Origin of the sequence: Nostoc sp., from assembly GCF_036919595.1 — a bacterium.
Classification (GTDB): domain Bacteria; phylum Cyanobacteriota; class Cyanobacteriia; order Cyanobacteriales; family Nostocaceae; genus Nostoc.
The window spans coordinates 46,370-60,684 of record NZ_JBALCO010000101.1 but is presented as its reverse complement, the minus strand read 5'-3'; the positions used below and the strand labels follow the sequence as shown (position 1 = coordinate 60,684).

At 38.5% G+C, this 14,315-nt stretch carries 11 protein-coding genes and 2 pseudogenes; 9 read left to right on the top strand and 4 right to left on the bottom strand.

Going from position 1 to position 14,315, the window contains the following annotated elements; genetic code table 11:
- Nucleotides 1-6 precede the first annotated feature (6 nt).
- The gene (locus V7K21_RS15330; RefSeq protein WP_335175609.1) at nt 7-168 is read right to left on the bottom strand and encodes a hypothetical protein; all 162 of its coding nucleotides are present in this window, start codon (nt 166-168) and stop codon (nt 7-9) included.
- A 648-nt stretch (nt 169-816) separates the two neighbouring features.
- Between V7K21_RS15330 and V7K21_RS15325 the strand changes: the two genes are divergently transcribed.
- Entirely contained in the window at nt 817-1,077 is a 261-nt protein-coding gene (locus V7K21_RS15325; RefSeq protein ID WP_335175607.1) for a hypothetical protein, read from the top strand.
- Between the two features lie 79 nt (nt 1,078-1,156).
- On the opposite strand, the gene V7K21_RS15320 is transcribed toward V7K21_RS15325, so the two are convergent.
- Both V7K21_RS15320 and V7K21_RS30755 read right to left on the bottom strand, forming a co-directional pair.
- On the bottom strand, nt 1,157-1,321 hold the full coding sequence (locus V7K21_RS15320) for a hypothetical protein (protein WP_335175605.1): 165 nt from the start codon (nt 1,319-1,321) through the stop codon (nt 1,157-1,159).
- Between the two features lie 116 nt (nt 1,322-1,437).
- The gene (locus V7K21_RS30755; protein ID WP_442948889.1) at nt 1,438-1,569 is read right to left on the bottom strand and encodes a hypothetical protein; all 132 of its coding nucleotides are present in this window, start codon (nt 1,567-1,569) and stop codon (nt 1,438-1,440) included.
- Nucleotides 1,570-2,453: 884 nt separating this feature from the next.
- Between V7K21_RS30755 and V7K21_RS15315 the strand changes: the two genes are divergently transcribed.
- From V7K21_RS15315 to V7K21_RS15305, 3 genes and pseudogenes are all read left to right on the top strand, one after another.
- Nucleotides 2,454-2,747 (top strand): hypothetical protein, encoded by a 294-nt coding sequence (locus tag V7K21_RS15315; RefSeq protein WP_335175603.1) that lies wholly within the window; start codon nt 2,454-2,456, stop codon nt 2,745-2,747.
- 928 nt (nt 2,748-3,675) lie between these two features.
- A pseudogene (locus V7K21_RS15310) lies at nt 3,676-3,801 on the top strand (ATP-binding cassette domain-containing protein); the annotation flags it as partial.
- Nucleotides 3,802-4,700: 899 nt separating this feature from the next.
- Nucleotides 4,701-5,576 (top strand): SDR family NAD(P)-dependent oxidoreductase, encoded by an 876-nt coding sequence (locus V7K21_RS15305; protein ID WP_335175601.1) that lies wholly within the window; start codon nt 4,701-4,703, stop codon nt 5,574-5,576.
- A gap of 352 nt (nt 5,577-5,928) precedes the next feature.
- Here V7K21_RS15305 and V7K21_RS15300 read toward each other — a convergent pair whose 3' ends face one another.
- Complete coding sequence (locus V7K21_RS15300) at nt 5,929-7,170, bottom strand: ScyD/ScyE family protein (RefSeq protein WP_335175599.1); 1,242 nt, start codon at nt 7,168-7,170, stop codon at nt 5,929-5,931.
- Between the two features lie 728 nt (nt 7,171-7,898).
- Between V7K21_RS15300 and V7K21_RS15295 the strand changes: the two are divergent.
- From V7K21_RS15295 to V7K21_RS15275, 5 genes and pseudogenes are all read left to right on the top strand, one after another.
- A pseudogene (locus tag V7K21_RS15295) lies at nt 7,899-8,090 on the top strand (SDR family NAD(P)-dependent oxidoreductase); the annotation flags it as partial.
- A gap of 391 nt (nt 8,091-8,481) precedes the next feature.
- Nucleotides 8,482-9,339: a glycosyltransferase family 2 protein gene (locus tag V7K21_RS15290; protein ID WP_335175597.1), complete on the top strand. Its 858-nt coding sequence runs from the start codon at nt 8,482-8,484 to the stop codon at nt 9,337-9,339.
- Nucleotides 9,340-10,250: 911 nt separating this feature from the next.
- Nucleotides 10,251-11,738, top strand: coding sequence for a glycosyl hydrolase family 57 (locus V7K21_RS15285; RefSeq protein WP_335175595.1), 1,488 nt, complete (start codon nt 10,251-10,253; stop codon nt 11,736-11,738).
- 307 nt (nt 11,739-12,045) lie between these two features.
- Nucleotides 12,046-13,203 carry an FIST signal transduction protein gene (locus tag V7K21_RS15280; protein WP_335175593.1) on the top strand — a complete coding sequence of 386 codons (1,158 nt, stop codon included), beginning with the start codon at nt 12,046-12,048 and terminating at the stop codon, nt 13,201-13,203.
- A gap of 7 nt (nt 13,204-13,210) precedes the next feature.
- Nucleotides 13,211-14,278 carry a sensor histidine kinase gene (locus tag V7K21_RS15275; protein WP_335175591.1) on the top strand — a complete coding sequence of 356 codons (1,068 nt, stop codon included), beginning with the start codon at nt 13,211-13,213 and terminating at the stop codon, nt 14,276-14,278.
- Nucleotides 14,279-14,315: the final 37 nt, after the last annotated feature.

Here is a 14,315-nt window from a genome sequence, read left to right as displayed (position 1 = left end):
ACAGAATTAATTACACAATGTCCGAAGCGAATGTAGACAATCAAAATGAAGCAATTCGCTTGCGGATGCGATCGCCTGTCGCATTGCATTGGACTCAGCAGTGACTTGAGTTTCTAAAGCTTTTAGTTGTGCATCGAGATGCGATCGTTGTAACTGATTCTGCCCCATATTCCCGTCTTCTCTTTAAATGAGCTTTTTTGCAAAACTCCCATAAATTGCTGTTTTCGCCCTGGAGGGCGAAAGCGATGGCTTTTGCTTTTATTACGCCTATAGGAATCCAAGTTGAATTTTGAAAAAATATAAGTATTTGTAGGGTAGTTACGACGGAACGTCGTAACGCACCATTCCAAGCTTCTGGTGCGTTAGCATAACGCACCCTACGTATATTTCAAAAATCAAATATGAATTCTATAATATATGTCTTGAATATGTAAATATCAAGATTATATACAGCTAAGTTTAATATAGAAGTTATTTAATTTTAGACAGAGCAAATATTTATAACTTTCTGAAGCAACAACTTGCTTGATTTTTGTTAGCAAGAACCATAGTAATACTCTCATAATCCTATAATAGAGGTCTTAAACATGTAAATATCAAGGTTATATACAGCTAAGTTTAATATAGAAGTTATCCCATTTTAGACGAGAGCAAATATTTATAATTTTCTTAAATAACAACTTGCTTGATTTTTTTAACAAGAACCCTAATAATACTTTTATTGACACAAAAAAACTAACAAATAGACTTTTTGTCTATCTGTTAGTTTTTTTGTGACGTGACTTTAATCCCAACAATCAAGCGAGAACTAAAATTATGCAAAGCACATTATTTACTGCATTAAGCACCAACGAAGAAGCTGACTTGTCTGGTGGTAAAGCCAATAGCGGCAGAGGCGGCAAAGGCGGCAAAGGCGGCAAAGGCGGTAGAGGCGGCGACGCTTTTGGTGGCATTGTTATCGTAATCGCCGGCAGTATTAATAATAGCTCTATTAATGGAGGAACTACAAATGGTGGAAATGGTGGAGGTGGTGGAAATGGTGGAGGTGGTGGAAATGTTGGAATTGTTAAGAGATAGAAAATTCATCACCATAGGTAAACTTATAAAGTTTAGTAAAAGGGAAATAATAAAAGTCAAGATACGATTAACCGTACCTTTAAAGAAGCCCCGCTTTAGCCCTTTCTAGTCTAGCAACAGCAGCTTTGAAAGCTTGTTCTTTTTCCTTAATTTGGAGAATAGCGATCGCCCCCGTATTTCCTAGCTGCTGATATCGGTTGATTTCCTCCCTAGCTAATTCAGCAGCAGTTTCTGGTTCTTGCACTTCTGTCTGAATTGTAATTCCCCTATCTCGCTAATCTCTTTGGTTGCGACTCAAGTCTGCTTTTGCGAATGCGATTGCCTGTCGGATTACATTGGACTCAGCAGTCATTTGAATTTTTAGCACTTTGAGTTGTGTATCGATTTGCGCTCGTTGTAACTAATTCTGCCGGATATTTTTTTACTTTGCAATTGGGAGTTGTCGATCAGTGCGATCGCATTTCCCTTTTTTACAACCTGATTTTCTTTCACGTTGATGCTTGTGACTGATAAGTGCCTTGCTTGTAAATAGATGGGTGGGAAAATTTATAAATATGTCATTGCGAGTGAAACAAAGCAATCACAAGGACTTTGATAGATTTACATTTTGTTATATAGTTAGGTTAATTCGTGCCTACTATTTATGTATTTATTATATAAATATCAGGCTTATATACAGCTAAGTTTAAATAACAATTAGCGCATTTTAGTACGAACACCAAATCTTTATAATTTATATCTAAAATTTTATCCTTTCTTTATTTATTTACAAAAAATTTGTGTAGTCAATAAAGCTTTTTCCAAATTATCAATAATTCAGCAAAATTAAACGTTTTCATATTAAAAGAAATTATATATATTCAAATTGTTGTTGTATAAAATAATTGTATAAAAATCTGTTTACGGGAAAATACTTATTTTAAAAATGCCGAATCCCAGTTTTGAGTTTTAGAAAGTTATTCAATTAGTACCAGTATAAAAAGTGTTATTTTTTTTGGTTGATATATTTTAGAAAATATGGGCGTTTTAGGAATTTTACCAGTATTAATACGTAATAAAATTATACATTTTCAGACAAAATTCAGCTTTTATATTGTCATATTTATATCAATATATATATTGATTGACGCCTGATATTTTTTGATAGATAAAAATAAATTTTTATTTATGTCTGTATAAATGTTAACTATGTAGCCTTGGTCTTAAGCAGTGTAATACACATTTCTTAAATATTTAATTGCTTGACCTATTTTGCAAGAGGGGTAATAATACTTTTAACGCCAGGAAAAAGTTACTAAATATACTTTTTTAAGTTTATATCTATGACTTTGGAGTGACGTGACTTCAATCATAATAATCAAGCGAGAACTAAAATCATGGAAAGCACACTGTTTACTACATTAAGCACTAACGAAGAAGCTAATTTGTCTGGTGGTAAAAAAGTAGTACCTGTAGTCGTAGTAAATGCACCGGGTGGTGGCGGTCCCGGTGGTTCCGGTGGCAATGGCGGCAGTTCCAAGGGTGGTGTCGTTATTATCGCCCCTAAAAAATCTATTCTACCTATAATTGGTAGCAGTATTAGTGCAGATGGTGGAACTGGTGGAGCTGGTGGAGCTGGTGGAGATGGTGGAGATGGTGGAAATCACAATACTGGCGCAATAGTAGCATAATTCATCGGTATAAGCAAAACGATGAGGTTTAGTTCAAAGGAAACAAAAAACGTTAAAAGTCGATTAACCGCGCTTTTAAAGAAATAAAACGTCAGATTTAAAATAATTTATCCTGTTGCCACAGGTTAACTTACTTTCGGATGTGACTCAATAAACTAATTGACCTCCCAGCCATTAGTTATTGATTAGTTAATCATACTTTTTTGTTACCTATCTACTTTTCTTAAAGAAACTTCACATTGACGTTGCCCACCTGCAACCGTTGATAGTTTTCAGCAGCGCTTTTCCCTAAACATACTGTTCACCTGTGAGTAGTCCAGTAGGGAAACAAGCGCTGCTATTTCGTAAATCGTATTCATCACAATCTAATAACTTTGTGGATAACGAAACTCTTTTTACCTTACTTGCTCCAAACGAATAAGCAAGTGTGTCTATTAGTTTAGAGTAAGTAAAGTAAACATACCAAAATTCCCGATATTTTCTCTGTTGAGATACGGAATATAACCATTTTGGTACGCCTTTGCTCTGGTTATCTTAAGTGAAAACAGTCTTGTCAAAAGTTCAAAACTTATAATTGGCAACTTAGGTTAAGTATGGAAAGCACTCAAACATCCCCAATGTTTATCTCACTAACTGAAACCGAAGAAGCAAACTTGTCTGGTGGTGAGAGTACGGTTAATACTACAATTATAACGAACGGAGCACCTGGACAAGATGGAGCACCTGGACAAAATGGAGCGCCTGGACAAGACGGAGCGCCTGGACAAAACGGAGTATCTACGCAAAACGCAGTATCTGGACGAAATGTAAAGAGACCCAAACGAATTAAAACTAGAAAAAAACTTTTAGAAAAGCTATTGTCCCGACTAGAAAGTATATGGGAATGATAGTACAACAAAACTGTTGGTCAAAATTTTAACCAGGCCCTGTATTAGGTGAATTTGGGTCAAATATTTATGGTGGACAAGGCTAAAGACTGGCTATAGCAAGAGCTATAGTTAACTATCCACCAGTGCTGATTTTAGATGAATCAACTGCTGGACTCTATCCAGTAAAAATAAAATTGGTCTTTTACTCACAGTTTTAATTAGAGCAATCTTATTTTATTTGTGAAGATTGAAAGCCTTTGATCCCCGAATTTTTAGAGAAGTCGGGGATCTTGTTGTTTACGAATGATTTAAGTTTGCTATATACCAAGCAAGTCTCAAGCATTTCTATGATGAACTCAAAGCTAAAGCTATACAAATTACCATTTGTTCTAAAGTTTTGGCAGATAAACATGCCGTTGTAATTTGCATTAAAGACAATAATTTAACTCTATTCTATTCTTTTAAAAAATAAAAATCAGAAACCTTGATTTTGTATAAGTAAATAAATATACTGATGCGAATATGCAAACTAGCCCAAAAACATAAGTGTTGCAACTATAAACAAAAAGGCTATATGTCTTTTTTGTTTCTAAATTATGAGTTAGGTATAACAATTTCACCAAATAGGAGCTAATTGTCAGGAAAGTGAGATATTTGTACTGAGATATTCATAAAAACTTATTTAATAAAATCTTTTGCATATATATGCTTTTGTTAACAAGTATTAAGAAATCCTGATTAAAGAATATTGCAATACCTTGATTTAATTGCTAACGTGTGTATGACAACGATGCTGATGAGCGCTCGGATCTAGGAGAAGTAAAATCTATGAGCTACATGCATTCAGCCAAGTATGTTAGGCTTTGACGGGTTAAAAACGAGAAATTTCTGCCTCGTATAGACAATTATGAGGGATTGCAGATTAACCAAGAAATATATCGTTGCTAAAGGCTTCGTTTGAATTTGATTTCAATTGCGATTAATTATTTGTCTTACTTTGTGCCGACAAGCGAGTAGCTGTTGATTGTGTGTATCGACAATAACAAAGAGTTTGGTAAGACTTAAATTTTGGAGGATAAAACCAATGGATATTCAAGGCAAAGTAGCCCTAATTACAGGGGCTTCGCGTGGTATTGGACGAGCGATCGCTCTGGAACTAGCGCAACAAGGCATTAAGCGGCTGATATTGGTAGCACGCGATCGCCAAAAGTTAGTCGAGATAGCCAACGAAATCGAGGCGATGGGAACAGAAACTGCGATCGTGGCATTAGATTTGACGCAGACAATTGAAGTGAATATCGCTGTTGCTCAACTGTGGCGCAATTACGGACAGATTCACCTGTTGGTTAATTGTGCAGGAGTCGCATACCAAAGCTCGTTTTTGCAATCTAAACTGCCCCAAGTTCAAGAAGAACTCTCTGTGAACTTGTTAGGAATGTACAACCTTACAAGTCTGATCGCTCGACGCATGGCCAGCCAAAGGCAAGGGACAATCGTCAATGTATCGAGTCTGATGGGGAAAGTAGCAGCACCAACTATGGCGACTTACTCAGCTACCAAGTTTGCCATCTTGGGATTTACCCAAGCTTTGCGCCAGGAACTAGCTGAATACAATATCCGAGTGATTGCATTACTGCCTTCCCTGACAGACACAGACATGGTGCGCGACTTAAAATTATTTCGCTGGGTGATCCCCATGACTACCCAGCAAGTGGCTAAAGCACTGATCACCGGAATGCAAAGGGATGCACCAGAAATTTTAGTCGGATGGCAAAGTCATTTAGCTGTATTGTGTCAACGCCTTACTCCTTGGTTGCTAGAGCTAATTTTACGAATAGCAACTCCGCCAGCCCCAAGAAGACAACAGCCTCGTGAAAAACTGAGTTTTTTGGCTAAGATGCAGCGTTTTGGCGATTTGTTACTGTCCAGAAAAACTCAATGTCAGGTCAAGTCGCTATAACTATTTATCCCAGCGTTAACACCTTGGATGGTATATCTACCACCAACCGCTGATTTTTGAGCGACTGACGATTAAGTAACACTTTTGAGAGTTCCTGTCCATGTGGGACAGGAACTCTCAAAATATTTTCCACCAACTCGTATTTTTCCTAAATAAACCGCGTCCACCTTGAAAACTGTAGTTCTTTCCGTATGAAAAGAAAAAACCCTCATCCCCCAGCCCCTTCTCCCAATATTGGGAGAAGGGGAGCCGGAAAAAAGTCCCTCTCCCAGTAGGGAGAGAGATTTAAGATCAGGGCAAAAATTACGGTTTTCAACATAGATGAGGTTTAGACATCAAATTCAGTTCATTTTTATTTAGAGAATAATTTATTTTCTGGAAGTCCCTTAAGTCGTTTGGTTTTACCCTTGTGCAACAAAGTAACACTCACAGTGCCAAGAAGCGCTAATAAGCTGAAAGTAGAACTAGATTCAGGAACAGACTTGGGATTGTCAATTTTGAGAACTTGTCCAAGTCCAGGGCTATCGCCTCGGTTTGTCACGTAAATAGCACCATCAGCACCAATAGTCAAAGCAGTAGGAGACTCTAATCCATTGCCACTAAGAATAGTTGTGCGAGTTCCATCGGTCGCTATTTTAATCACAGAACCATCTACATTACCTTTCCAGAGTGACTGATTAGCGTACTGCAAAGCATACAAATTACCCTCAGGATCAAAAGCTAAGTCAGTAAGTTGGGTAAAGCCATCGGTATAGACTGTTGGTTGACCATCAGAACCAACTCGGTAGATTTTTGCTTTACCTTCGGGAAAAGGAAAACCAGTTAATTGGCTAATATAATAAGCGCCATCTCGGCCTTTGGCGACATTTGTCGGTACTGCTTGGATTTCAAATGGCGATGACGATGCACCAGAGGGAAAAACTGGATTAGTTAATGTCTGCCGAGGAATTGTGGCGATCGCCTTTAAATTACTCCCATCAGTCCCTACACTGAGTAACTCATTAGCACCAGTATCAACTGTAATAATATTATTTCCATCCAAAAGAAGAGAGAAGGGATTACTAATTAGATCGCCTTGGTCAGGATTATTTGCAAGTTCATAATTAGCTAAATCAGCAACACTAGTCCAGGAATTTGTCTTGAAATTAGCAGTGATGATTTTTCCTAAGTCAGTGTTACCTAATGTGGCGCGAAATGTGGGATTAGAAGCATACCCAACTGCAATATAAGGCTTGCCACTGGCATCAAATTTTATATCATGAGGCCCAGCAGTATCAGTACCATCTGGTAATGCTAAAGAAGGAAGTCCTGTAAGTACACGTTCTTGCGTACCATTTCCAATTTTTGTCACTGCACCAGTTGTGCCATAACATAAAGATTGACCTGCCGCACTCGGTGAAGGAACACAAGCTCCACTTCCGCCCGTTCCTGCCTCTGTGACGTAGAGACTCCCGTCAGGGCCAAAAGTTAGACCCCGTGGATTATTAAGACCATCGGCAATTACCGAAAACGATGCCGCCTCTGCTGCTTTCATTCCCGAAAAAGCAGCAATACAAACACTCAAAAATGTAACCCCAAATTGCTTTAGTTTCATTAGACCTGTCCTAAAATTAAATTTGCGAAAAGATAGAATATAAAATTTTATCTTTATAAATACTAAATATTTACCCTATATAGTTTATGCGGATTGTACAGCATAAGAAATCATGTTGCCGCTCAAAATTTAAAAATCCTATTTTTTCTCTCTAAACTATCATCAACTATGCCAAACCCTTATTGCTACGTTGAATGAAGACATATGGTCAACCTTTAAAACCCTTGTACAGACTGAGTTATAAAATTCTGAACAAGTCTATTTTTTGTAAAATTGGCTAATTAGAGAAGTTTGAGAATTTTTTAATTGGTTAAAACTTATACCAATTCTCTAAACGAGGGCAACAGATTCAAACCCAGAAACCCAGATTAAATCTGAATTTTTGAATTTTGAGTTGTATCATACCATTTCCAAAAATCTTTGCAACACATGAATCGGCTGTAGGGACGTACAAATAAGTATCTACTTAATGAACTCCAGCGTCTGGAAAAATCTGATCCCACCCTCCAGGGAAAACTCAATTTTCAGGAAGTTGAGGCGATTGACTTACTCAGCTACCAAATTTGCCATCTTAGGATTTACCCAAGCTTTGCGCCAGGAGCTATAGCAGTCCTATCTGATTTCGTTCAAATTCGCGGTGTCCAGATCCCCGACTTTGTAAAAGTTGTCGGGGATCTAACTTTTCACGAATGATTTAGGATTACTATAGCTGAACACAATATCTGAAGATTGCATTACTGTTTTCCCTGACAGACACAGACATAGTGCGCGACTTAAAATTATTTCGCTGGGTGATCCCCATGACTCCCCAGCAAGTGGCTAAAGCACTCGTCACTGCAATACAAAATAATTCAGTATAAATTTTAGTCGGATGGTATCATTTAGCCGTATGGTGTCAACGCCTTGCTCCTTGGTTGCTATAGCTAATTTTACGAATAGCAACTCCGCCAGCACCAAGAAAACAATAGTCGAGTCAAAAACTAGTTTTTTGACAATAATCCATCGTTTCGGTGATTTGATCTTGTCAAGAACATGATTTTTTGTGTGTCTGCGCGTAATTTATAAATTTTTTGAGGCTTCTGCGGTCAATTGCCTTTATCTTAACGCACCTTGAATCGTTGATGATGCGTTGCACTGTGCGACAACGCACCAAGGATTTAAATTTCTTAACAAAGCTTTAAATATTAGCACAGACTTACTTACACTAAACCGTATTATGTTAGAAACTTGTGCCAATAGGGAACTCTATTATTAGAGATCAATTGTTTTATTTATGTTTTTGTTTATAATACTCACAAGAGGTAGTTGTTAATGATTAGTATAATTACACCAGTTTATAATGGGGAGAGATTTATAGAATCTTGTCTTCAAGTTGTTATTGACCAAAACTGTTTAGAAGTGGAGCATATTATTGTTGATGGAGGTTCAAGTGACAAAACAGTAGACATTATTAAGGATAAAGCCAATCAATATCCTCACATCCGCTGGATTAGTGAAAAGGATCGAGGACAATCTGATGCTATGAATAAAGGAATTGCTATGGCACAAGGACTGATTATTGGTATTTTAAATGTTGATGATTTTTATGAAATAAATGCTCTTAACCGCATCTGTAAAATTTTTTTAACTTTACAAGAGCCTAGCTTTATTGTTAGTAACTGTAATATTTTGGATCAAAAAGATAAAATAATTTTTATTAATAAACCTAACCGATTACGGACGATTGATTTACTGTTAGAAAGACGAGTTAATGATGATGGAATTATCGATGCTTCTTTTCCAGTAAATCCCTCGGCTTACTTCTACCATAAATCATTGCATGAGCAAATCGGACTATACAAAGTAGAAGATCATTATGTAATGGATGTAGATTTCCTCTTGAAAGCGGTTCGTTCATCTCATGTTAAGTATTTCAATGAAACTTGGGGTAACTATAGATATTATCCAGGAACGAAAACATTTGATGATTCTACAAGAGGAACCAGCATAGTGCGAATTAAACACTTATTTAATGATTATATTAAAACACTATCCTTGATGGAGCAAGGGCAAATTTGGTTAGCTCGGAACATGAATTTTATTTTATTAAAAATATTTTATTTTTATAAGTATCCAGAACGATTACCTGAATCAATTAGGCAGAGATTAACTAAATATAGTCGAACCTGATAAAAAGGATTGCAATAAAATTCAAGACTAGAATTTGTGACTACTTTGGCGAACAGAAGATCGGGAGCATCCCACTTTTTTGCCTGTCATTGTGTAGGCGGAGCCTTCCCGTAGGGTACGCAACGAAGTGGAGCGTGGCAATCCGATCAACTGGTGCTTAGTGAGAGATTGTGGGATTGCTTGTCTGCGACACGCTCTTGCGTTCGTCGTCCCTCCTCTCTACGAGACGCTACGCGAAGGCAATGACAAGTTATTCTCTGATTACAAAATAAAAACTGGGATGCACCCCAGAGAATCTAGTCCGAATAGCATTAATAAAAGCAGAAACGATAATTTCGGTGACATTGTTAGGACTTACGCAAAATTACACGCGCTCTAGGGTAATTCATGAATTGCCCTAAGAAGAAAATCTTTATTTTCGGCTATTGTTTGCGTAAGTCCTGATTGTGTTAAATTTACTATTAAAAAGTCAGGAATCAATTCTACACATTGCTGCCGATAACTGGCCACAGCCGCCCAGACGCTCTTGGCAACTTGTCTCTCCAGACATGGGCAATCAGCATCCTAATCAACGCCAGCAGCATGGACTAAGTATACTTTGCCAAAAGGGCCGAATCATGCAATTCATAAATTTCTGACTAAAATCTGACATATTAACAGATGGTAAACAAACTTCATCAATCAGTAGAACATAAAGATGCGAATATCTGGGTAGACTGCACCGATAATTACTATAGCAATCCTATTTGATCAAATCGGATTGCTATAGACTTGCCTGAGTTCGCAGTTACTGAAAATCATCAAATTCAAAATGTTATGACTCAAGGTATTTATTGTATCTATACTGAGTCAGGTGCTATTAGATACTCATGCAAGTTTTATAGATATAACTTATTTCGGAGCAATCAGAAATGCTTTCCTTCCCCACGACTCTTACTCCTTTGCCCGAAATCATTGATGGCTTGCCGAATATTTCTGGTTGGGAAACAGAGGTTATCTCTGTAGTTAACCATAATAAACCAGTATTTTTACCAACAACGAATATCCGCTTAGAGGATGTGAATGCTGTGTTTGCGATCGCCTTGCACATGCACCAGCCAACTATACCCGCAGGAAATGATGGTACACTCATCAGCAATCTGCAATATATGTTTGAACATCCTCATGAGGGGGATAACCACAATGCAGATCCTTTTGCTTATTGTTACAGCCGCATGGGAGACTTGATCCCCGAACTTGTAAATCAAGGTTGCAATCCGCGTGTGATGTTGGATTACTCTGGTAATCTTTTGTGGGGACTGCGGCAAATGGGACGCGGTGATGTTCTGGATAATCTCAAACGCATCACTTGCGATCGCACCTATCAACCTTATGTAGAGTGGCTGGGTACAATGTGGAGCCATGCAGTTATTCCTTCCACACCTATACCAGATATTAAATTGCATATCATCGCATGGCAACATCACTTTGCGGCAATTTTTGGCTGGGAAGCATTAGCGCGAGTCAAAGGATTTTCGCCCCCAGAAATGCACCTACCAAATCACCCTGATGCTTTGTTTGAATTTGTGAAAGCGCTGAAAGAATGTGGATATCGCTGGCTACTTGTTCAAGAACATTCTGTAGAAACAATTAACGGTCAATCTCTTACTCACAAACATTTACCACATCGTCTGATTGCCCGCAATTCCCAAGGCGAAACAATTAGGATCACAGCTTTAATTAAAACCCAAGGTTCGGATACTAAATTAGTTGCACAAATGCAGCCTTATTATGAAGCAAAAACCTTATCCAAACAACAAATTGGTAGTGTATTTGTGCCACCAATAGTTAGCCAAATTGGAGATGGTGAAAATGGTGGGGTGATGATGAATGAATTTCCTAGCGCTTTTAAACAAGCTTGGTGGGATATGGTCAATAACGGCAAAGGAAAATCAGGTGTTGTTGGGATGTGTGGTACAGAATATTTAGAATTAATAGAAGCTGCTGGATGCAAACCTGAAGACTATCCAAGTTGTCAACCAGTTGGACAACATCAGATTTGGGAGCGAGTTTCACCAGAGAATTGCCAACCTGAAACTGTAGAGAATGCGATTCAAGAATTAAAGCAAATAAACTCTAATTTTCACATGGATGGAGCCTCGTGGACAAATCATATCAGTTGGGTGAAAGGATATGAAAATGTGTTGTCTCCCATGTATCAACTAAGCAGTTTATTCCATCAAAAATTTGAGCCATTACAGCAAATTGATTCAGCAGAACCTGTTAGCAGACAATTTAACTACCGTAACGTTCTCCTACATAACCTTTTGCTCCAAACCAGTTGTTTTCGTTATTGGGGACAAGGTGCTTGGACTGACTACGCGCGGGAAATTTACCAACGTGGCGAAAGCTTGCTGTAAAAGAGATTTTAAGAATTGGAATTTTAGCCGTAACGCATCACATTTCTTGGTGCGTTACGCCTTGCTTTAACGCACCCGACAATTTAAGGCTTGTTGAATCTACCAAAATAAATACACAATATATTGAAATGAGAAAATGCTCCAAAAATTTTTCATGCAGTTTTTGTATCCTCAGATGAGGATAAAATAAAAAGTCAGGTGAATTGAGATTTAGTTAAAGTAAGTGGGAAATCTAAGTGTAAGTTGCTAAGTGCTGCCTTCGGAATTGGATTAGCACGCTGCTATTCAAACTTACAATGGGGTAATTGTGTTTCGAGTTGTTGTTGGTCATAGTGACGATCCTGATTCTCAAAACGCGATCGCTGAAGTTCTTCAAGAATGTAGCCGTTCCTTAGCAGGGTCAATTCCTCAGGCTGGACTTTTATTCACTGCTATAGACTTTGACCATGCGTTAATTTTGCAACGCATCCAAGATGCTTTCCCCGGAATTGAGTTGATTGGTGGAACTACAAATGGAGAAATCTCCTCAATTCTGGAGTTTCAGCAAGATTCTCTAACTTTAATGCTGTTTGCTACAGATGAAGTGGAAATTCGGGCAGGTATTGCACGAGGAGCATCTAAAAATCCAGCCCTTGCAGCCCAACAAGCGATCGCACAAGCAAAGGCAAAGAGTGCATCCTTACCGCAATTATGCCTCACCTTTCCCGATAGTCTAACCAGCAACGGGGTTTTGATTTTAGAGGGTTTAAAACAAAGTCTGGGAAAGCATGTTCCCATCATTGGAGGAATGGCTGCCGATGACTATACCTTTAATAAGACCTACCAATTTTTCCAGGATGAAGTGTTAAGTGATTCAGTCCCAGTGCTGCTGTTCTCTGGACAACTACTATTTTCCCACGGAGTTGCTAGTGGTTGGACTCCCATCAGTCAACGTAGCCGTGTAACTAAAGTTAATGGCAACGTAGTCTATGAAATTGATGGACAGCGTGCCTTAGATTTCTACCAGCACTATCTCGGTGAAGAACGATTTGCGGCCAACTTTGCGATTCATGCCTTGACGGTTTTTGAGGATCAAGACCATTTTTATATGCGGGCACCTAATGGTTACGATCAACAATCTGGTAGCGTTACCTTCTTCTCTGATATTCCTGAACAGGCAGTTGTGCAAATCACCGATGCAACTCGTGACAATATTCTGTCAGCTTCTGAGGCATCCCTAAAGAATGCTCTTGCCGATTATCCCGGTGTCGAGCCAACAGCAGCGTTACTTATTTCCTGTGCAGCCCGGCGGCGAATTCTGGGAACTCTGACTAGACTTGAGTATCAGCTAGTCAAAACTCATTTACCAAAGGCGTTGCCTTGCTGTGGTTTCTACGCTTATGGTGAAATTGCTCCTTTGGTAAGCAAAGGTCAAACGCAATATCATAACAAAACATTTGTCACACTGCTAATGGGAACAAAATAAGTAGTGTATGGATAACCAAGACGATTTCATCCAGATCCAAGAGTTGGAAAAGAAAAACCGGATCTTGCAAAAAAAGCTGGAACGCTGTCAAGCTGAACGTTGCCAGTTAGAAACTGACATTGGCACAAAGGAATTTTTACTGAAGAAAGTCATTTGTGAGTTAGAAGACTCTCGGACAGACTTGCAGCATAGAAGACAGGAGTTAGAAAATACGTTAGATACTTTGCATAAAATGCAAGCTCAAATGATTCAAAGCGAAAAGATGTCTGCCCTTGGTCAAATGGTGGCAGGCATTGCTCACGAAATCAACAATCCTGTTAGCTTTATTCATGGAAATCTCAACCATATAAAGCAATATACTCATGACTTACTGCGACTAGTCGAGCTTTATCATCGCTACTTCCCCAACCCACCTGCCAAAATTCAAACTGAACGCGAAACCATTGATTTAGACTTTCTAGAAAAAGACGCAATTATGGTATTGGACTCAATGAATATTGGGACGGAGCGTATTCGGGATATTGTGCTGTCACTACGTAACTTCTCGCGCCTAGATGAAAGTGAGTTCAAAGCGGTGGATATTCATGAAGGCATCGACAATACTTTGATGATTTTGCAGCACCGCCTCCAAGCCACTGACAAAAGCCCAGAAATTCAGGTTATCAGAGACTACGGCAATTTATGTAATGTAGAATGTTACGCCGGACAGATTAACCAAGTGTTTATGAACATTCTCGCAAATGCGCTCGATGCGCTCGAAGAATTCAATGCCAAACGGACTTATCAGGAAATCCGGGATGATCCCAGTCGTATCACGATTCGTACTTCTGTCGTTGATTCGCAATGGGTAAAAATTGCGATCGCTGACAATGGCTCTGGGATTCCCGAATCGATTCAAAAAGAGATTTTCAATCCCTTCTTTACAACAAAACCTGTCGGGAAGGGAACAGGAATGGGAATGGCTATCAGTTATCAAATCATCACCGAAAAACATGGCGGCAAGTTAGAATTTTTTTCGACACCTGGAAAAGGAACGGAGTTTATAGTTCAAATTCCTATCAAGCGGCAAGTTTAGAAAGTAATCTAACGCAATGTTATGATGGATATTCAAA